Here is a 19,913-nt window from a genome sequence, read left to right as displayed (position 1 = left end):
AGTCCGGCTACATGACCAAGGACCTCGCGCTGCTGGTTGGCGCCGAGCAGAAGTGGCTCTCCACCACCGGCTTCCTCGACAAGATCGACGAAAACCTCAAAAAAGCAATGGCGGCTTGAAAATGAAAACGCCTCTCTCCATAGGTGGGGAGGGGCCTTCCAGCAACACACCAGCAACACATTGGTTTAGACAACCGGCCTTCCGTTTGATGGGGCGGAGGGCTGACTCCTATTCTGGATTGGCAGCTTCCTTAGCAATTTCTCCGGATGACCCCAAAGTGCAGCATTGCTTCACGAGCCTCGTATTTGAGCTTTCGCCGCTTTTCTGAGCAGACCTTGTTCTAGCTTCTGCGCTCCATCGGTCATCCTCATCTCGGGCCGGTATCTCTCCGGCGGCTGTGGCATGCTTCTTGCATAGTGATCCCTCGCTACACCTGAACAGAGCAGGTAAGGGAGAAGGACCTATGTCGATATTCAACATGACGCGGAGAAATCTGGTGGCGCTGACGGCAGCGGCTCTGGTTTCAAGCGCCACGGCGCAAGCCGCAAGAGCAGAGGAAACGATCAAGGTAGGGGTTCTCCACTCGTTATCGGGCACGATGGCCATTAGCGAGACGACGTTGAAGGACGTCATGCTGATGCTCGTCGAAGAGCAGAACAAGAAGGGGGGATTACTCGGCAAGAAGCTTGAGGCGGTCGTCGTGGATCCTGCCTCCAACTGGCCGCTCTTCGCCGAAAAGGCCCGTGAACTCATCAGCCAGCACAAGGTCTCCGCCGTCTTCGGGGCGTGGACCTCCGTGTCTCGCAAGTCGGTGCTGCCGGTTTTCAAGGAACTCAACAGCATCCTGTTCTACCCAGTCCAGTATGAGGGCGAGGAGAGCGAGCGGAACGTGTTCTACACGGGCGCGGCGCCCAACCAGCAGGCGATCCCGGCTGTCGACTACCTCGCCAAGGAGGAGAAGGTCGAGCGCTGGATCTTAGCAGGCACCGACTATGTCTATCCACGCACGACAAACAAGATTCTGGAGGCTTACCTGAAGTCCAAGGGCGTGAAGACCGAGGACATCATGGTGAGCTACACACCGTTCGGGCATTCCGACTGGCAAACCATCGTCGCCGACATCAAGAAGTTCGGATCGTCCGGCAAGAAGACCGCGGTTGTGTCTACCATCAACGGCGACGCCAATGTGCCGTTTTACAAGGAACTCGCCAACCAGGGTATCAAAGCAACAGACATTCCGGTCGTGGCCTTTTCGGTTGGAGAGGAAGAGCTTGCCGGCATCGACACGAAACCCCTCGTCGGACATCTTGCAGCCTGGAACTACTTCCAATCAGTCGAGACGCCCGAGAACAAAGCCTTCATAGAGAGATGGAAGGCTTTCACCAAGAACGCCAAGCGCGTTTCCAACGATCCAATGGAAGCCCATGTTATCGGCTTCAACATGTGGGTGAAGGCTGTCGAGAAAGCTGGCACAACTGATCCCGACAAAGTGATCGATGCCATTGTCGGCATTCAGGTTCCGAACCTCACAGGCGGCGTCTCGGAGATGCTCCCGAACCACCATATCACCAAGCCGGTGCTGATCGGCGAGATCAAGGGAGACGGTCAGTTCGACACCGTCTGGCAAACCGATGGTCTCGTGTCGGGCGATGCCTGGTCGAAGCACTTGGATGGCTCGAAGGATCTCATCGCCGACTGGCAGAACCTCAAGTGCGGCAACTACAACACTGCTACGAAGAAGTGCGGTTCCTAAGTATTTTTGAACGAGGGCGGCGGTTGCTGCCGCCCTCGCCAGCCCTCCATTCGAAGTTCATTTCATGTTTTGCTTGCGCCACATTCTGCGGGCCTTCGTCCTAATGCTTGGCATGGCTTCCGTTGCCCTGGCAGAACCTTATGAAGAGGCGCTGCCGAAATTCACCCATGACAGCTATGCTGATACGGATGCCGCAGTTGGTGCCGTTGCAGCTAGTGGCAACCCCTTGTCCATGGATGTCGTCGAGGCTCTACGCGATGGAAGACTCTTCACCGGTGCGAGCCAAGTCTTCATTCGACGAGCTTCGGGAGAACTCATCAATGCTGCTACAGGTCAGGTATGGGGCAGTCCGGCCGGTGGGCTGAAGCCCGTTCGGGTTAACAATCGGGTGCGCCGGGCCATCGAGGCCGCGCTCGGCAACCTGACATTGCTCAACCCCGATGCCGGAAAGCGCCTGGAGGCCGCTCGTGCTGTATTCCGGTCCCGGGATGAGGCAGTCCTTCCGACTCTGGAGAAGGCCCTTGCGCAGGAGAGCCAGCTTCATGTCAGGAAGGCCCTGGAGAGCGCGCGTGCCGCCCTCCTCTTGAGCAAGCCGGATACCCTGCCCATGCAGAGGCTCGCTGCCATTGAAACCCTGCAGGTCCGCGGCGATCAGGAGGCACTTGCCCTTCTGTTCAACCTGCCGCCCAACGCGTCGCCTGAAGTGACGACCGCCGCAGAAAAAGCGGCGGAGGGCATCAGGACACACCTGGCGTTCTGGGAAACTTTCCAGAATGTCTGGTACGGCATCTCCCTCGGGTCTGTTCTGCTGCTGGCGGCCATTGGCCTGGCCATTACCTTTGGCACGATGGGTGTCATCAACATGGCCCATGGCGAGATGGTGATGCTGGGGGCCTATACCACATTCATGGTGCAGGAGTGGATCCGCTCTTATGTGCCGGGTCTGTTCGAGGCCTCGCTCCTCATAGCACTCCCGCTCGCCTTTCTGGTTGCGGGTTCGGTCGGCGTTCTCCTTGAGAGAACGGTCATCCGCTTTCTGTACGGACGCCCTCTGGAAACCCTGCTTGCCACGTGGGGGATCTCGCTGATCCTGCAGCAGGGTGTGCGGACGATCTTCGGCCCCAGCAACCGGGAGGTCGGAACACCGGCTTGGATGAGCGGTGCTCAGGACGTCGGCGCAATGAGCCTGACCTATAATCGCATTGCGATCGTGATCTTCGCCTTCTCGGTGTTCACGATCCTTCTTCTTGTGCTGCGATATACGTCGCTTGGACTCTATGTGCGGGCTGTCACCCAAAACAGGCGAATGGCTGGCTCCATGGGCATCCGGACCAGCCGGATCGACGCACTGGCCTTCGGGCTCGGATCGGGCGTGGCGGGCATTGCCGGAGTGGCGCTCTCCCAAATCGACAATGTCAGTCCCAATCTCGGACAAGGCTACATCATCGACAGCTTCATGGTGGTCGTGTTTGGAGGAGTCGGAAACCTGTGGGGTACGCTGGTCGGCGCGATGACACTTGGCGTCGCCAACAAACTGCTCGAGCCCTACGCAGGTGCGGTGCTGGGCAAGATCATCCTGCTGGTAGGCATCATACTCTTCATCCAAAGACGTCCGCGCGGGCTCTTCGCGCTGAAAGGCAGAGCGGTCGAAGCATGAAAACCCAAGCCTTACTCGACAGACAGAGCATCGTCGTCCTCTCGCTCCTTGCCGGGGCAGCCATCCTGGTTCCTGTCCTGAACGGGGTTGTCGCGCCTGGATCTGCGCTGCATCTGTCAGATCACCTCGTGCCTCTGCTCGGCAAGTATGTCTGCTTTGCCCTGCTGGCGCTCTCGGTCGATCTGATTTGGGGCTTCTGCGGCATTCTCTCCCTCGGGCACGGGGCCTTTTTCGCGCTGGGCGGCTACGCCATGGGCATGTATCTCATGCGCCAGATCGGGCCGCGTGGCGTCTATGGCGATCCGACCCTTCCCGACTTCATGGTGTTCCTGAACTGGAAGGATCTACCCTGGTTCTGGCATGGCTTCGACTGGTTCCCCTTTGCGACGCTGATGGTGCTGCTGGTGCCGGGAGCGCTCGCCTTCGTTTTCGGCTGGTTCGCCTTCCGCTCCCGGGTTACGGGCGTCTACTTTTCCATCATCACTCAGGCCATGACCTTTGCGCTCATGCTGGCCTTCTTCCGCAATGACATGGGATTGGGCGGCAACAACGGATTGACCGACTTCAAGGAGATCCTCGGCTTCCCGGTGCAGGCAGGTTCGACGAGGATCATCCTGTTCGTCCTCTCAGTGCTGGCGCTTGCGGGAGGCTACCTGCTGTGCCGGTGGGTCGTGGTATCCAAATTCGGCAAGGTACTCGTGGCCGTGCGCGATGCGGAGAGCCGCACGCGCTTTCTTGGCTACCGTGTCGAGTACTACAAGCTTGCCGTGTTCGTGATGTCCGCCATGTTGGCGGGCGTCGCGGGTGCGCTTTACGTGCCCCAGGTCGGCATCATCAATCCCAGCGAATTTGCTCCCGCCAATTCCATTGAGGTGGTGATCTGGGTCGCTGTCGGCGGACGCGGAACCCTGGCTGGCGCCATTCTCGGCGCGCTGCTGGTCAATGCAGGCAAGACCTGGTTCACTGCTGCACTGCCGGAGTTCTGGTTGTTCGCCCTGGGCGGGCTCTTCGTCTTTGTCACGATTTTCATGCCTCGCGGCATCATCGGCGCGGTCGCGGACCTCTGGCAGCAATCGAGTCAAAGGCTGCAAGCAGGCCGCTCGCCCGAACCTGTCACGCATGCGGCGGAGTAAGTCATGAGCGCCCCGGTTACGCCGACACTGCTTTATCTCGATAATATCACGGTGTCGTTCGATGGCTTCCGTGCGCTGAACGCTCTCTCGCTCACTGTCGATCATGCGGAGATGCGCGCGATCATCGGCCCCAACGGTGCGGGCAAGACCACCATGATGGACGTGATCACCGGCAAGACCCGGCCCAATGAGGGTACGGTCCTGTTCGAAGGTTCCCACGACCTGGCTGTTCTCGACGAGGCGGCCATCGCCGAGCTCGGCATCGGCCGAAAGTTCCAGACTCCGACTGTGTTCGAGATGCATACGGTCGAAGACAACCTGCTTCTCGCGTTGAAGAACCACCGTGGACCTCTCGCAACCCTGTTCTCCCGACGGACGGCGCAAGAACGTGAGAGGATTGACGCGCTGCTGGAGCGTGTACGTCTTACCGCTCAACGCCATCGCAGGGCCGGAGAGCTGTCTCACGGACAGAAGCAGTGGCTCGAAATCGGGATGCTGCTGGCCCAGGAGCCCAAGCTCTTGCTGATTGATGAACCTGCTGCCGGGATGACGGACCAGGAAACGGCCGATACCGCCGACCTTCTGCGGGACATCGCCAGGAGCAAGGCCGTGATCGTAGTTGAGCATGACATGACCTTCGTGCGTGATCTTGGTGTGAAGGTCACCTGCCTTCATGAAGGTTCGGTGCTGGCCGAAGGATCGCTCGCTGCGGTGAGCGCGAACGAAAGCGTTGTTGAAGTTTATTTGGGTCGGTGATGATGCTCTCAGTCGAAAACCTGTCTCTCCACTACGGCGCAGCCCAGGCTTTGCGCAGCGTTTCCGTTGCTGCCGCCGCAGGGGAGGTCACATGTGTTCTCGGTCGCAACGGCGTGGGCAAGACGTCGCTGCTTCGCGCCATAGTAGGCCATCGGCCGATCTCGAGCGGCAGCATCCTTTTCGAAGGTCAGAACATCGCCCGCTTGAAACCCTTCGAGCGAGCGGCGCGCGGCATCGCCTATGTGCCTCAGGGGCGGGAGATCTTTCCGCTCTTGACGGTGAAGGAGAACCTTGAGACCGGATTCGCGCCCTTGAAGCGAGGCTCTCGGCAGATCCCGGATGAGATCTTCGAGCTCTTTCCGGTGCTCAAGTCCATGCTGGCGCGGCGTGGTGGCGATCTCTCAGGTGGGCAGCAGCAGCAGCTCGCCATCGGCCGGGCACTGGTGATGCGTCCGCACCTCCTCGTGCTCGATGAGCCGACCGAAGGCATCCAGCCGTCGATCATCAAGGATATCGGCCGTGCCATCGCTTACCTGCGTGAGCGCAAGGACATGGCGATCCTGCTCGTCGAGCAGTACTTCGACTTTGCCCGTGATCTGGCGGATCGCTTCGTAGTCATGGAGCGCGGTGAGATCATCCAGCATGGCGACCGTGCAGCGTTGGAGGGAGACGATGTTCGTAAGCGCCTTGCCATTTGACAGCGTTCCCGCGCTGCGCCAGCGGGCCATCGGCCGCGTTTCCTTCGCTGCAGCCGCTTTCAATGGTCAGACACGACCGATGCGCATCGAGGAAAGTGGCTCCATGCGCATTCGTCTCCCAAGGACTGAGGGCGCAGGGCTCGATGCCGTTCTCGTCAACACGGCAGGCGGCATCGCCTGTGGGGACCGCTTCGCGGTGGAAATTGAGGCTCTCACCGATGCGTCGGTGACGATTGCGACGCCTGCCGCCGAGAAGGTCTATCGCTCGGACGGGCCTGTCTCCAATCTGTCGGTGAAACTCACCGCGGGAGCGGGGGGGCGGCTCGACTGGCTTCCGCAGGAGACAATCCTGTTCGACAACGCGAGGCTTGACCGGCAACTTGAGGCGACCGTCCCCGAGGATGCGCGCCTGACCCTGCTGGAGGCGGTCGTCTTCGGACGGGAGGCGAGGGCGGAGCGCATTATGGATGGGCTTTTCATCGACCGCTGGCGCATCCGCCGCGGATCGCGCCTCGTTTATGCGGATACACTGCGGCTCGCCGGGCCGATTGCCGACTTGCTGCAGAAGCCCAGCGTGGGCAATGGCGCCCGCGCCCTCGCGACGCTGATCCATGTGGCGCCGGATGCTGAAGCTCGTCTGGAATCCGTCCGCGGGTCGCTGCCCTCCGGAAATGGCTGCGACTCTGCGGCGAGCGCCTGGAACGGCCTGCTTGCCGTGCGCTTCTGCGCCGTCACCATCGGGGCGCTCCGTGCCGCCATCTGTCCTTTTCTCCTCACCTTTCGTGGCGAGCCTCTGCCCCGCGTTTGGCTCAGCTAGGATTTTGTAATGCAGCTCACACCTCGCGAAAAAGACAAGCTCCTCATCGCCATGGCCGCCATGGTGGCCCGCCGCCGCCTGGAGCGCGGCGTGAGGCTCAATCACCCGGAGGCGATCGCTCTCATCACCGACACAGTGGTGGAGGGCGCTCGCGACGGTCGCTCCGTCGCCGAGCTGATGGAGGCCGGTGCGCATGTTGTCACCGCCGATCAGGTGATGGAGGGAGTGGCCGAGATGATCCACGACGTGCAGGTCGAGGCCACTTTCCCCGATGGCACCAAGCTCGTGACCGTGCATCACCCGATCCGGGGCGCGGCTTCCCACGATGTGCCCGGCGAAGTCATGGCCCAGGATGGCGAGATCGTCTTCAATGAAGGTGCTGAGCGAACCGTTCTGACCGTGGCGAACACAGGCGACCGCCCCATCCAGGTCGGGAGCCACTACCATTTCTTTGAAACCAATCCGGCGCTGTCCTTCGAGCGCGAGAAGGCACGCGGCATGCGCCTCGATATCACACCCGGCACGGCGGTACGCTTCGAGCCCGGCTCCACACGCGAGGTTGTTCTGATCCCGTTGTCAGGCAAGCGCGAGGTCTATGGTTTCCGCCAAAGCGTGATGGGTGCACTCTGATGACGAACGGAAGAAAACCCGCCTCGCTTCCGCGCGCGGCCTATGCCGACATGTTCGGCCCCACCAAAGGCGACAGGATCAGGCTTGCCGATACCTCGCTCGTGATCGAGGTTGAGAAAGACTTCACAACCTACGGCGAGGAAGTGAAGTTCGGAGGCGGCAAGGTCATTCGCGACGGAATGGGGCAGGGGCAGGCGACCCAAGCCGAGGGCGCGGTCGATACGGTCGTCACTAATGCGGTCATTCTCGATCATTGGGGCATCGTCAAGGGCGATATCGGCATCAAGGGCGGACGGATCACCAGGATCGGCAAGGCCGGCAATCCGGACGTACAGCCCAATGTCGACATCATAATCGGCCCGGGCACGGAGATCATCGCCGGCGAGGGCAAGATCGTCACGGCAGGCGGCTTCGACTCCCATATCCACTTTATCTGCCCGCAGCAGATCGAAGAGGCGCTGATGTCGGGCATCACGACGATGCTCGGTGGCGGCACGGGACCGGCCACCGGCACCTTCGCCACCACATGCACGCCGGGGCCATGGCATATCGCCCGCATGATCGAGGCAGCGGACGCCTTTCCCATGAATCTCGCCTTCACCGGCAAGGGCAATGCCTCACGGCCCGGTGCGCTTGAGGAGATGATACAGGCAGGTGCCTGCGCCCTGAAGCTCCACGAGGATTGGGGCACCACGCCCGCGGCCATCGATTGCTGCCTGTCGGTCGCGGATGCCTACGACGTGCAGGTGATGATCCATACCGACACCCTCAACGAGTCAGGTTTCGTCGAGGATACGATTGCCGCCTTCAAGGGGCGCACGATCCACGCCTTCCACACGGAAGGGGCAGGCGGCGGTCATGCGCCGGACATCATCAAGGTGGCGGGGCTTCCCAATGTGCTTCCGTCCTCCACCAATCCGACGCGGCCTTATACCGTCAATACCATCGACGAGCATCTCGACATGCTCATGGTCTGCCACCACCTCGATCCATCCATCCCCGAGGATCTGGCATTCGCGGAAAGCCGCATCCGCAAGGAGACGATTGCGGCCGAGGATATCCTCCACGATATCGGCGCGCTCTCAATGATGTCTTCCGATAGCCAAGCCATGGGCCGCGTCGGCGAGGTCATCATCCGCACCTGGCAGACGGCGCACAAGATGAAGATGCAGCGCGGACCGCTGCCCGGCGAGACTGGTGACAACGACAATCTTCGCGCCCGGCGCTATGTGGCGAAGTACACGATCAACCCTGCCATCGCTCATGGGGTGTCCCGGCATGTCGGCTCAGTCGAGGTCGGAAAGCTTGCCGACCTCGTGGTCTGGACGCCAGCCTTCTTTGGCGTGAAACCCGATCTGATCATCAAGGGAGGGGCCATCGCGGCGGCCCTCATGGGCGATCCAAACGCGTCGATCCCGACGCCGCAGCCGGTGCATTACCGCCCGATGTTCGGAGCCTATGGCAGGGCGCTGGCGACGACCTCGCTCACTTTCGTGTCCAAGGCGGCCGTCGAAAACGGTCTGGCCGGGAGGCTCGGTGTCCAGAAGCAGCTTGTTGCCGTCGAGAACGTTCGTGGCGGCATCGGCAAGAAGGACATGGTGCTGAACGACGCCACACCTGTCATTGAGGTCGATCCCGAAACCTATGACGTTCACGCTGACGGCGAACTGCTGGTCTGCGAACCGGCCAAGGTCCTTCCGATGGCTCAACGTTACTTCCTGTTCTGAACATGATCCGCGCCACATCCATCATTCGCCGCGACGCTGTCGATTCCGAGCGCATCGTCGACATCATCACCCTCGACCATGGCGACCGTCACCGCCGCCGGATCGTGCTGAACGCCGATGGCGGCACGGCTTTCCTGCTCGACCTCGACAAGGCTGATGTGCTGGAGGATGGGGACGCTATCCGCCTCGACACCGGCTGGCTTGTCGAGGTGAAGGCCGCGCCTGAGAGGCTCATCCAGGTCTCGACCGAAGACCCACTCGATCTCCTCACCCTGGCATGGCACATCGGCAACCGTCACGTGCCCGCGGAGGTTACGGGAACTGCGATTTACATTGCGTATGATCACGTGCTGCTCGACATGCTTCGAGGCTTGGGAGCCAAGACCGAGGCTGTCGAGCGGCCCTTCCGCCCGGTAAGGGGAGCTTACCATCACCACGAGCATGGCGGGCATTCGGGCCATCATCATGGACACGGCCATGGATGATGCAGTCCTGCTAGAGGCACCAGAGAAGGGACAATGCATCTTGCCGCTCTTCGCTTGGCTCTCTCCCTCTTATCCTGTCGGGTGCTACGCTTACTCCCACACCCTCGAGTGGGCGGTCGAGGCAGGGGACGTGAGAAACGAAGAAACGCTCATCGCATGGCTGATCGACCAGATGACGCTTGGCTTTGGTCGCAATGATGCGCTCCTGTTGAGCCATGCCTACCGTGCGGTGGAGGCAGAGGATGAAGCTGCTCTCACGACCGTCAACGAATTGGCCCTTGCGCTCTCCCCGTCGGCCGAATTGTACCTCGAGACGAGCCAGCAGGGGCGCAGCTTCCTTGATGCGACGCTGGCCGCCTGGCCCGCGCCGGGTCTGCCCGCCTTGGAGGGTGAAGTGGCCTTCCCGGTTGCCATTGGCATGGCGGCAGCGGCGCACGACGTTCCTCTGCCGCTCACCTTAAGTGCTTATCTCTTCGGCCTCGTGCAAACGCTTGTCTCTGCAGCCATCCGGCTCGCCCCCATCGGGCAGACAGCCGGCATCCGCGTCTGCGCCACCTTGGCTAAGACCGTGCAGGAAGTCGCGCAGGAGGCCAAGGGCTTGTCGCTGGACGATGTTGGCGGCGCAACCTTCCGGGCCGATCTCGGCTCCTTCCATCATGAAAACCAATATACGAGGCTTTTCCGCTCATGATTTCCCACACAGGACCTCTTCGCGTCGGAATCGGTGGGCCGGTTGGCTCAGGCAAAACCGCCCTGATGGAGGCGCTCTGCAAGATCTTCCGCCACCGCTACGAGATCTGCGCCATCACTAACGACATCTACACGAAGGAGGACGCACGCCTCCTCACTGTGGCCGGAGCCCTGCCGGTCGAGCGCATCATGGGTGTCGAGACGGGTGGATGCCCCCACACGGCTATTCGCGAGGATGCATCGATCAACCTCGCTGCCATTGCGACCATGCGCAAACGCTTTCCGAAGCTCGACATCGTTCTGGTGGAATCCGGTGGCGACAATCTGGCGGCAACCTTCTCGCCCGAACTCGCGGATTTGACGATCTACGTCATTGATGTTGCAGGCGGCGAGAAGATCCCCCGCAAGGGCGGCCCAGGCATCACTCGTTCGGACCTTCTGGTGGTGAACAAGATCGACCTTGCGCCCTACGTGGGTGCGGATCTGGTCATCATGGAGGAGGACACGAAGCGCATGCGCGGCCAGCGCCCCTATGTCTTCAGCAACATCCGCAGTGGTGTCGGCGTCGACGCCATCGCGCACTTCATCGAACGAGCCGGCGGCCTCGCCGCTGGCGCATGAGAGGAGCATCCCATGAGATTGAAACATTCCTTTCTTGTCGCTTCCATGATGGTGGCGGCCATGCCGGCCTTTGCCCATACGGGTAGCCATCCCGCATCAGATTTAGTCGACGGTTTTGCGCATCCCTTCGGAGGTCTTGACCACACGCTGGCCATGGTAGCAGTCGGCCTCTTCGCCGCTGTGCTCGGTGGGCGGGCTCTCTGGGCCGTTCCGGCGACCTTCATCTCCATGATGCTCGTCGGCGGCGTCATGGGTGTTATGGGCATTGGAATTCCTGCCGTCGAGGCAGGCATTGCCCTTTCGTTGGTTATCCTCGGCGCAATTCTGGCTGCCGGGAGCCGCTGCCTGATCTCCATAGCCATGACGTTGACCGGAGTGTTTGCCATCTTCCACGGCTACGCCCATGGGGCTGAGATGCCGACGGAAGCCGCAGCAGCCCTTTATTGCCTTGGCTTTGTCTCGGCGACCGCCTTTCTGCATGGGACAGGTCTCGTATTAGGCCACGCTTTTGGTAAGCGCCAGATGATCCACCGCTTGGCAGGTGCTGGCATTAGCATTGGAGGCGTTGTTCTGTCGCTGAATTGAAGTTGGCAACCAGGGCCGCGGGTACTTCATGCCCGCAACTATCAATCGGCACGAGTTACGTGAGAAACCCCGACGCAGAGCTGCATCACTGCGTCGGAAGGTCTGCCGCTGGCACAAGGCGGAAGTAGGCCAAACGTCTACTTAAGCAGGGAACACCGGACGTTCATGAAGGGCAGGGAATCTCGCTGTTGATCAATAAGCGGTCCTTTCGGTAGCCGCGCAAGCCCTTTGTGCACCCTGAGGTAGATTGAAGGGCTATCCGGCCTCCGACAGCGAGGCCATGCCACAAGCCTGTCAAACTATCCTCTTAAGCTTAGCCTTTCGTTCTGCTGACACAAGGAGAAGACGATGAGCATGATCACAACTCGGGATGGGACGCAGATTTTCTACAAGGACTGGGGCTCGCACGACGCGCAGCCAATCGTCTTCCATCACGGCTGGCCGCTCAGTGCCGACGATTGGGACGGCCAGATGCAGTTCTTTTTCGATAAGGGCTTCCGTGTGATCGCGCACGACCGCCGCGGCCACGGGCGTTCCACCCAGACTGCAATGGGCAATGAGATGGACACCTATGCGGCGGATGTCGCCGAACTGATCACAGCCCTTGATCTGAAGCATGCCATCCATGTCGGTCATTCCACCGGTGGTGGCGAGGTCGCACATTACGTCGCCCGGGCGGAGCCGGGCCGGGTTGCCAAGGCGGTGTTGATCGGGGCGGTGCCGCCGGTGATGGTCAAGTCGGACAAGAACCCTGGCGGCTTGCCGATCGAGGTGTTCGACGGCTTCCGAGCCCAGCTCGCAGCCAACCGTGCCCAGTTCTACAGAGATGTCGCTGCCGGTCCGTTTTATGGCTTCAACCGCCCGGGTGCTCAGGTCTCCGAGGGGATTATCGACAACTGGTGGCGCCAGGGCATGATGGGTGGCATCAAGCCCCACTACGATTGCATCAAGGCCTTCTCTGAGACTGACTTCACCGAAGATCTCACGAGAATCGAGGTGCCTGTGCTGATCATGCACGGGGACGATGACCAGATCGTCCCGATTGCCGACTCGGCCCTACTCGCGGCCAAGCTCGTCAGGAATGGCACGCTCAAGGTGTATGAGGGCCTTCCGCATGGGATGTGCACCACGCACCCGGAGATCGTCAACCCGGATCTTCTTGCCTTCATTCAAAGCTGAATGCGCCACGAGCTCCGGAATGGATCAAGGTCGACCTCACTTAGCGGGTCAATGATCTGAGGTGCATAAGCTTATAACGAAGAGCTTGCCTTGCTCCGTGAGGCAGGCTTCTTCTCTGCGTGGATTCAAGTTTTTTCGAGTCCAGGGGCGTAGCTCAGTGTCTCTCGGCGGCTGTCGGGCAAGGTCGCCTTCCGGTACGGAGCGAACCTCAGAGTAATGTCCGCATTCGCGCGGTGAGCAGACCTTAATACGACTGCGCAAAGGACCGCCTCTGATCCTGAGAAGACCTTCCGGGTCAAAGATGGCCCATCAGAAGGACGCGCTTCATCAATCCCATTAGATCCATCCCGATCATTGGCCAACTTGCCAACCCAGCAACGGTTGCGCGATCCGCCTTTAACGCGCGACGGTTACTGGCAGATGCGGTAACGGTCACTCGAGCCGTGCTGTTGCATATCCACGTGCAGATGGTCGGCATGAGCCGCATCGGAACCCGGCCCGAGGATCGTGGTGAACCAGCCGCAGGCAGCGGTGCGTAGGGAGGCGAAGGCCGGGTTCGGCGGGGTATCGCCGTCGGGCTTGACGCGCAGGGTCGATCCATTTGCAAGCTCGAAAGCCGCAATGTCGATGGCCAGCCCTTCGGCATGGGCCGATAGCTTGCCGGTGGCTGCCCCGTTCCGATTGCGGCACTCGAAGCCTGGTCCGGTTTGAATGCTCTTCAACTCAGTATTCAAGCTTCCGGCCACCAATGGCGCAACCAGATCTCCGACCCAATAACCAAAGCGGTCGGCAAAGCGACAGGCGAGAATGGGCTGAGCGCTAAGCCGCACCATGGTCCCCGGCCGGGACCAGACAGGCACCGCCTTCAGCCGCACGGGTACATCGATCCGGCAGAGTTCGTTCGTCGTGGACGGCTGCTCGGCGACCTCGATGTCAAAACCGGCTGCCTTGAGCTGGGCCAGGCACGGATCAGGCTCCGTCACAGTCTGAGCCCCATCTTGTGGGGCCCTCTGTGGCGGCTCGGACTGGACGGCCAGCGGTGGCGCGGGTGCATCGCTGGGCCGGGGCGGCGGTAGAGGCGGCATCGGCTGTGCCGCGCCTGGGCCATGTCCAAGGATCAAGGCAGCCGCAAGCACCAAACCGAACCGCATCATGACCCTCTCCCTATATGGGTCAATGCAACAGCCGCGCGTCCGGTTCGGCCATTGAAGTCGACCTCGGCCTGCAAGTCCGGAATGTCGGGAACTCACCTCCACCGGTGTAGTCTACAGTAACTTACTCCCAATCCTCACGCGAATAAGGGATGCTGCTTTTGCGGGAGGAGACTTGCAGCAGTGGCAGGCCCCCAAATCCAACTTTCCGAGCTTACGACGCTGATCATCGGTCTGATCGCGCTGTTCGTGGGGATACGCATTCGTCACGCGGTTCCCATTCTCAGACGTATCGACATGCCCAATGCCGTGATCGGAGCCATGATCGTGGCGGTGCTCGTTCTCCTCGCTCAGGTATTGTTCGATACCGAAGTCGTCTTCGGCGCTCAGATCCGCGATCTGCTGCTGCTTGTCTTCTTCACAACCATCGGGCTGTCGGCGAAGCTGAAGGCGCTGCTGGCCGGCGGCCGCCCCCTGATCATTCTCTGCGCCGTGACCATACTGCTGCTGGTCGCCCAGAATCTCGTCGGCGTCACCGTCGCGACGGCATTTGGCGCCCACCCGTTCTATGGGCTCTTGGCCGGCAGTCTCTCCTTTGTAGGAGGGCCGGGGACGGCGCTCGCCTGGGCCAAGGAAGCGGAGGCCGCCGGACTTCAGAATGCGCAAGCGGTCGGAGTCGGCTCGGCAACCCTTGCGGTCATCACCGGCGCATTGCTGTCCGGACCTATCACCGGCTGGCTGATCCATCGCCACGGGCTCCACCACGATGCGGCCCCGACCCAAGTTCCCTTCGTCGATCCGCAACAGGAGGCACCGCCATCAACGCCGGAGGGCGGCGGGAGCCTTGAGAATATTTTGTCGACCATCCTGGTTATTGCGATAGCGGTTCTCCTGGGCGACAGGATCAATGCATGGGCAAAGGACGCGGGTCTGTTGCTCCCGGGGTTTCTGTCGGCGATGCTAGCAGGCGTTTTGCTGACGAACCTTGCCGACTGGTCTCGCCTCCGGCTCCAGTTCGGACCGATCCAGAAGGGCGGGGAGGTCGCTCTGAACCTGTTTCTGGTGCTCAGTCTCATGGGCACGAAGCTCATCACTGTCGCCGCCATTCTTGGCCCGTTGGTCGTCAACGTGCTGCTGCAGATCGCCGTGATCGTGGCGATTGCATACTTCGCGCTGTTCCGGCTGCTCGGGCGCGATTATGAAGCTGCGGTGACGGTCGGCGGCTTCCTCGGCTTCGGTATCTCGTCGATGCCCGTCGCGATGGCCACCATGGATGAGGTCGCGCGCCGCTATGGCCCAGCCCCGAAGGCGTTCCTGCTGATCACTCTGGCGGGATCGTTCTTCGTCGATCTTGCGAATGCCCTTGTGGCCAAGGCGTTCCTGGCATTGCCGATGTTCGGGATCGCGGCACCGGGTGGCGCCGGCTGATGGTATGTCACGGAGCGACCGTCTCGGAAACCGAGCGGCCCAGGTTGTCCACGTGGCCGCCGAGAGATTGCCGCGTCTTGGGGTCGACAACCGCCAGCGGCGCGGACACGGCTAGGCCTGCCGCCGTTCCGACCACACTGGCCGCACCCGTAGTCACCTGAATGATGCGGTCGCCCAGCCCGACGCGAGAATCCGTCACCGTCTGGCCCGCGGCCAAGCGCTTGCCGATGAGCTGCACGACCTCCGGGCTCTCGGCGAACTTGCCGTGATTGAGAGCGTCACCCGCTTTGAGCTTGGTGAGGTCGAGAACCGTCACGTTGGCTTGTTCAAGCTGCGTTCTGAAGGGCTCCTGATCGGGATTGATGGCACCTAGGCGAGCCTCGCTGCCCCAGACCCGCCGGGAGACGGCCAGCGCCCGGTCATCCTGCGAGACGAACAAGGTGAAGGCGGGCCGGTTCGCCCTCGGCCCCATGTCCACGATGGCCTCCCTGGCGAGGTCAACGTCGACATCGGGCGCGGCGAGGAGAACATTGCGGATCTTCGGCGCCACCCGCCCATCACGAATAGCCATCTGACGCAGTGTCTCAAGGGCCAAGGAATTGCCCATCGAATGCGCCAGGATCGAGATCTCGCCAACAGCCGGATCGCGGGAGATCGCCTTCAGCAAGCTCTCCAGGGCGTTGCGGGAATAAGCCGTGCTCTCCCGGTCGTAGCCATAGGCCAGCACGCTGCCCCGTGAAGGCCAAGTGAACAGGATCGGCACCACGGGTGCACCGGAGTCGTGCACGATCTGCGCGAAGCGAAAGACAGAGTCGTCGAAGCGGTTGTTGAAGCCGTGGATGAAGACCAGCACCTGCCGCTTGGGAGTGGTCCGCAGGGTGCGGTGAAACCAGGCGAGCGCCTGATTGCGGTCGATCACGTCGGCCTTGAGAGTGACGAACTCCGTGGCCGGGTTGCCGGGCACCTGTCGTGGCCACTGCACCTCGCCGATCTGCCGGGCGTTCGGAGGCGGGACCGAGACGGTGATGTTGGCGAAGGCCGGTGTCGGCCCCCGGTCGCCGGAGAACATCTCCGCTGGGTCGGCCTGCTTGCGCGTGGTGGCGACCAGCATGTCGACTTGGCTCGCACCGGCGACGGTCCCACTCACCGGCACCATCACGCCCCTGAGACTGGCGCAGGCTGCGAGTGGCGAGATCAGAGCGAAGATTACGGGCAGGCACACGGCACGAACTCGGAAGGCTCTTGGTGTTTTGGGCAGTGCCATCGCGGATCCTTTATCCAGGCAAACGGGAATGTGCAGGTAGTCCAAGGTTTGTACGCCTGGTGGCAGCCCGTCCCACTCGCCCATCATTCGGGTAGAGGCGGCTTGACGAGCTTGAGAGCCTGGTGGGCCGCCACTGGCCCGGCATCCTCGTGGCCTGCCACCTGGACGGTCGGGATGGCGAACCGGATGCCGTTCTCGTCGAAGGCCTTCTTGATCATGCCCAAAGCCCGGCGCCGGATGACGAACTGCTCGCCGGGCTTGGTCATCATCTTGAGTCGGATCTGAATGCCGTAATCGCCGAACTGCTCGACGCCCTGCATCTTGAGCGGCTCGATGATGTGGGGCGCGAACTCCGGATCCTCCGCCAGATCCTTGCCGATCTGCTTGATGATCTTCTTGGCCTTGTCGAAGTCGGAGTCGTAGGACACGCCGACGGTCAATTTGTCGATCACCCAGTCGCGGCTCATGTTCTGGACCGCACCGAGCACACCGTACGGCACCGTGAAGAGCGGCCCACGATGATGCCGCAGCTTCACCGAGCGAAGCCCAAACGACTCCACCGTCCCCTTGTAGCTGCCGCTCGTGATGTATTCGCCCACCCGGAAGGCATCGTCGAGCAGGTAGAACACGCCGCTGAACACGTCCTTGACCAGCGTCTGCGAGCCAAAGCCGACAGCGACGCCCACAATGCCCGCACCGGCGATCAGCGGCCCGATTTCCACCCCGAGCGCCGACAGGGCCATCATCACGGCGACGACCGCCAGCACCACGAAGATCACATTGCGGAAGATCGGCAGCAGCGTGCGGAGCCGCGCCTGCCGGACGGCCGCCTCGGTTCCCGGCGGGGACAAGGCCTCGGCCCGACTGAGCCGCCGGTCGATGAGCGACTTGACCACCTGCCAGATCAGGTCGGCGACGAGCAGGATCACGACGCTGCTCAGCGCGCCGCGTAGGAGACGGGTCAGGAGGGTGTCGCTGCCAGTCATCTCGACCAAGTCAATCTGCAAGGTGTGTGCGAGCAGCAAGGCGGCACCGGCGATCAGGAGAGCCCTGAGGCCGCGATCCAGAAAGACCGCCATCAGCCCTGGCGTGGACGGCGCCTCGGATCCTGAAGCCGGACGGGAGACATGATGGCTCGCCATCCGGGCGACCTTGATCGCCGGGGGCAGGAGAAGCGCGACTGCCAACAGCCAGAACAGGCGCATGAACCCCACGACCCAGAACCCCCACAGCAGCACCAGGCAGAGGGACAGAAGCCAGGGGGTGACCCTATGACCGGCGGAGTGCTCTATTGCGATCGGAGGGGCATCCCCTGCGCGGGGCCGGGTCCAAACGACATTCAGGGCAATGGCCAGGAGCCCGAGCCCGAGGGTATAGGCCACGAGCTCGCGTGCCTCTGGCGAGAACCCCAAGGCGCTGAGCACATCGAGCGTGGCTCGCCCGAAGGCGAACCACCCGACGAAGAGAGCCAGGCGCCGATACCAGAACCGGGCGGCGTCAGTGGACAAGGGCACGACCCGGAAGCGCTCCGTGTCCTGCGCCCCGCCACCGTCCGGCGCCAGCAGGAAACGACCCAGGACCAGCGCCAGGCGCAGGACCACGGCCGCGATCAGGTAAACCAGAACAACCTGGTGCAAGAGCGGCGGCCAGTCGAAGGCGAGGAAGGCGCCGATGCTGCCGAGTCCGAAGATCGCCACCTCGCTGAGGCCGAAGGCGAGACGCAGGCCGATCGTGCGCACCCGCTCGGGCACGGTTTCCATGGGCAGGTCAACGACCCGCTGCTGCGGGCGGGCGGTGGCCCTCCTGAAGAGCCATTCGGTTCCGGCGCCCAAGGCGACGAACCCGAGGACGAGGATCAGCACAGCGACGGGGCGGCGGCCGCGCAACTCGGCAATCAGGCGATCCGCGGCGCTGCGAAACTCGCCCGGCAGCCGCGGCGCGGCGGCGGCGAGGGAGGCAAGGTGCTCCCGCAGACTCGCGGTCCGGGCCGCCATCATCCGGGAGGCAGTCATCTCGGAGGATGTCGTCGGCGGTCCTGTAAGCGGCGGCGTTGGCGCGGGCTGCTGCTGTTGGTCGATCCAGCCGCGCACGGCCGGGTCCTGCAGGAGGTTCAGGAGCTGCTGCACCTGTGGCGGGGGAGGGCTCTGCGTCGCGGGGGCTTGGGCTTTGGCAGATGGAGTCCCAGCCAACATGAAGAACAGCAGCACCAGGCTGCAAAGCAGCCGTGCCGGAGCGTTGTGATCAGCGTGTATCCATATCATCGAAACCACCGCCTTTCACAGGACGCCTGTTTACGATCCTGCGCAAGTGCTCGGTACCGAGGGACCGAGGAAGAGAAGACCGCTTGCACGAGAGAACAGGGGAAGTTGCCCAGGGTCACCACCTCATGCTGAGGCCGAGCACTGGCCCATGCTGGATCATGTCGAACTCGTAGCGGCGCCGGCCCTCGCTCTGCGCATAATCGACAGAGAGTGCCCGGTAGCCGATCACGCCCGAGAAGGTGATGCCGTTGTAGGCTCCGAAGTCGAAGCCGTAGCCGCCGATGGCCTGCCAGGAAAAGTCGCTGCCGACTCCGAAGCCGCCGATGTCGCCGCGCAGGAAGAGCTCATGGCCCGGCGCCACCGCATAGCGCACCCGCGCGCCGATCACGGGATCGAGCCAGTCGACGGAACCGGATCGACCAAAGGCCCTGCCGCCCGCGACTTCAAGGTCGCCGATGTCGACCGCAGCCGCGATCTCGAACGAGAGGTCCGCCTCCTGATGCCAATAGCGGGCGCCTCCGAGGATATCGACCGCCAGCGGGCCCGAGCGCGCGACCTCATAGGCGGCGCCGACCTCGACGATGGCCATCTCGATGTCGAGGTTGAGGGACGTGCCGAGTGTTCCCGTCACACCCGGCGCCAGCGTGCGGGTGCGGACATTGCCGCCTTCGACCCCGACCTTGCTCCAGACCAGGTCGCCATAGAGGGCGAACGGGCCGTTGCGGGCCTCGACGTTGCCCATCAGGGCCACGAGGCTGTCGCTCTTCTCGACGATGTCGATGAAGCTCGCATCGACCTTCACGGAACGCCCGCGCACGGCCTGGGTGCCGTCCAACGACGTCAGCCAGCCGTAGGGGGTGACGCGGTACGTCCACCCAGGCACAGCCGGGGCCTCAATGGCTTGAACTGGTGCGAGCGGCGCCGGATCCGCTGCCATTGCAGCGCCCATGCCTCCCAGGAGGAACAGCGGTGCCAGCAGTGGACGAACAAGTCGAGATGACGGACAACGCATTGGTGCCTCCTCACGCCGTTGGCTTGGGCAAAGATCAGAATTGGAGCCGGGACCAAGCCTCGGGTC

18 protein-coding genes are annotated in these 19,913 nt (G+C 62.2%); 14 read left to right on the top strand and 4 right to left on the bottom strand.

What is annotated here, in order from left to right; all coding sequences use genetic code 11:
- Positions 1-478: 478 nt before the first annotated feature.
- The 13 genes from urtA (at position 479) to VB618_RS18960 (ending at position 12,731) form a co-directional block, all read left to right on the top strand.
- Positions 479-1,753, top strand: a complete 1,275-nt coding sequence (gene urtA, locus VB618_RS19020; RefSeq protein ID WP_329798328.1) for an urea ABC transporter substrate-binding protein — start codon at positions 479-481, stop codon at positions 1,751-1,753.
- A gap of 103 nt (positions 1,754-1,856) precedes the next feature.
- Complete coding sequence (gene urtB, locus VB618_RS19015; protein ID WP_329798327.1) at positions 1,857-3,410, top strand: urea ABC transporter permease subunit UrtB; 1,554 nt, start codon at positions 1,857-1,859, stop codon at positions 3,408-3,410.
- Positions 3,407-4,543 carry an urea ABC transporter permease subunit UrtC gene (gene urtC / locus VB618_RS19010; protein ID WP_329798322.1) on the top strand — a complete coding sequence of 379 codons (1,137 nt, stop codon included), beginning with the start codon at positions 3,407-3,409 and terminating at the stop codon, positions 4,541-4,543. Before urtB ends, urtC begins: the two co-directional genes overlap by 4 nt.
- A gap of 3 nt (positions 4,544-4,546) precedes the next feature.
- Positions 4,547-5,299 (top strand): urea ABC transporter ATP-binding protein UrtD, encoded by a 753-nt coding sequence (gene urtD / locus VB618_RS19005; protein WP_329798321.1) that lies wholly within the window; start codon positions 4,547-4,549, stop codon positions 5,297-5,299.
- A 2-nt stretch (positions 5,300-5,301) separates the two neighbouring features.
- A complete protein-coding gene (gene urtE / locus VB618_RS19000) occupies positions 5,302-5,997 on the top strand; it encodes an urea ABC transporter ATP-binding subunit UrtE (RefSeq protein ID WP_329798326.1) in 696 nt (231 codons plus the stop codon).
- Positions 5,972-6,814 (top strand): urease accessory protein UreD, encoded by an 843-nt coding sequence (locus tag VB618_RS18995; protein WP_329798320.1) that lies wholly within the window; start codon positions 5,972-5,974, stop codon positions 6,812-6,814. The genes urtE and VB618_RS18995 overlap by 26 nt, the downstream gene beginning before the upstream one ends.
- Before the next feature lie 9 nt (positions 6,815-6,823).
- Positions 6,824-7,444 carry an urease subunit gamma gene (locus tag VB618_RS18990; protein ID WP_329798319.1) on the top strand — a complete coding sequence of 207 codons (621 nt, stop codon included), beginning with the start codon at positions 6,824-6,826 and terminating at the stop codon, positions 7,442-7,444.
- A complete protein-coding gene (gene ureC / locus VB618_RS18985; RefSeq protein ID WP_329798318.1) occupies positions 7,444-9,171 on the top strand; it encodes an urease subunit alpha in 1,728 nt (575 codons plus the stop codon). The genes VB618_RS18990 and ureC overlap by 1 nt, the downstream gene beginning before the upstream one ends.
- 2 nt (positions 9,172-9,173) lie before the next feature.
- The gene (locus VB618_RS18980) at positions 9,174-9,656 is read left to right on the top strand and encodes an urease accessory protein UreE (RefSeq protein ID WP_329798317.1); all 483 of its coding nucleotides are present in this window, start codon (positions 9,174-9,176) and stop codon (positions 9,654-9,656) included.
- The gene (locus VB618_RS18975; RefSeq protein ID WP_329798316.1) at positions 9,649-10,347 is read left to right on the top strand and encodes an urease accessory protein UreF; all 699 of its coding nucleotides are present in this window, start codon (positions 9,649-9,651) and stop codon (positions 10,345-10,347) included. The genes VB618_RS18980 and VB618_RS18975 overlap by 8 nt, the downstream gene beginning before the upstream one ends.
- Complete coding sequence (gene ureG / locus VB618_RS18970) at positions 10,344-10,967, top strand: urease accessory protein UreG (protein WP_329798315.1); 624 nt, start codon at positions 10,344-10,346, stop codon at positions 10,965-10,967. Before VB618_RS18975 ends, ureG begins: the two co-directional genes overlap by 4 nt.
- A 12-nt stretch (positions 10,968-10,979) precedes the next feature.
- Positions 10,980-11,552, top strand: a complete 573-nt coding sequence (locus VB618_RS18965) for a HupE/UreJ family protein (RefSeq protein ID WP_329798314.1) — start codon at positions 10,980-10,982, stop codon at positions 11,550-11,552.
- A 348-nt stretch (positions 11,553-11,900) separates the two neighbouring features.
- Positions 11,901-12,731 (top strand): alpha/beta fold hydrolase, encoded by an 831-nt coding sequence (locus VB618_RS18960; protein WP_329798313.1) that lies wholly within the window; start codon positions 11,901-11,903, stop codon positions 12,729-12,731.
- Between the two features lie 410 nt (positions 12,732-13,141).
- Here the strand turns inward: VB618_RS18960 and VB618_RS18955 are convergent, their stop codons facing one another.
- Positions 13,142-13,885 carry an extensin-like domain-containing protein gene (locus tag VB618_RS18955; protein WP_329798312.1) on the bottom strand — a complete coding sequence of 248 codons (744 nt, stop codon included), beginning with the start codon at positions 13,883-13,885 and terminating at the stop codon, positions 13,142-13,144.
- Between the two features lie 180 nt (positions 13,886-14,065).
- On the opposite strand from VB618_RS18955, the gene gltS reads away from it, so the two are divergent.
- A complete protein-coding gene (gltS, locus tag VB618_RS18950; RefSeq protein ID WP_329798311.1) occupies positions 14,066-15,310 on the top strand; it encodes a sodium/glutamate symporter in 1,245 nt (414 codons plus the stop codon).
- A gap of 7 nt (positions 15,311-15,317) precedes the next feature.
- On the opposite strand, the gene VB618_RS18945 is transcribed toward gltS, so the two are convergent.
- From VB618_RS18945 to VB618_RS18935, 3 genes are all read right to left on the bottom strand, one after another.
- A complete protein-coding gene (locus VB618_RS18945; protein WP_329798325.1) occupies positions 15,318-16,466 on the bottom strand; it encodes an alpha/beta hydrolase in 1,149 nt (382 codons plus the stop codon).
- Positions 16,467-16,657: 191 nt separating this feature from the next.
- The gene (locus VB618_RS18940) at positions 16,658-18,700 is read right to left on the bottom strand and encodes a mechanosensitive ion channel family protein (RefSeq protein WP_329798310.1); all 2,043 of its coding nucleotides are present in this window, start codon (positions 18,698-18,700) and stop codon (positions 16,658-16,660) included.
- 250 nt (positions 18,701-18,950) lie between these two features.
- Positions 18,951-19,772, bottom strand: a complete 822-nt coding sequence (locus tag VB618_RS18935; protein ID WP_329798309.1) for a hypothetical protein — start codon at positions 19,770-19,772, stop codon at positions 18,951-18,953.
- Positions 19,773-19,913 lie beyond the last annotated feature (141 nt).

It is taken from the genome of Microvirga sp. CF3062, assembly GCF_036314045.1.
Taxonomy (GTDB): Bacteria; Pseudomonadota; Alphaproteobacteria; order Rhizobiales; family Beijerinckiaceae; genus Microvirga.
This window is presented reverse-complemented; position numbering and strand designations above follow the sequence as displayed.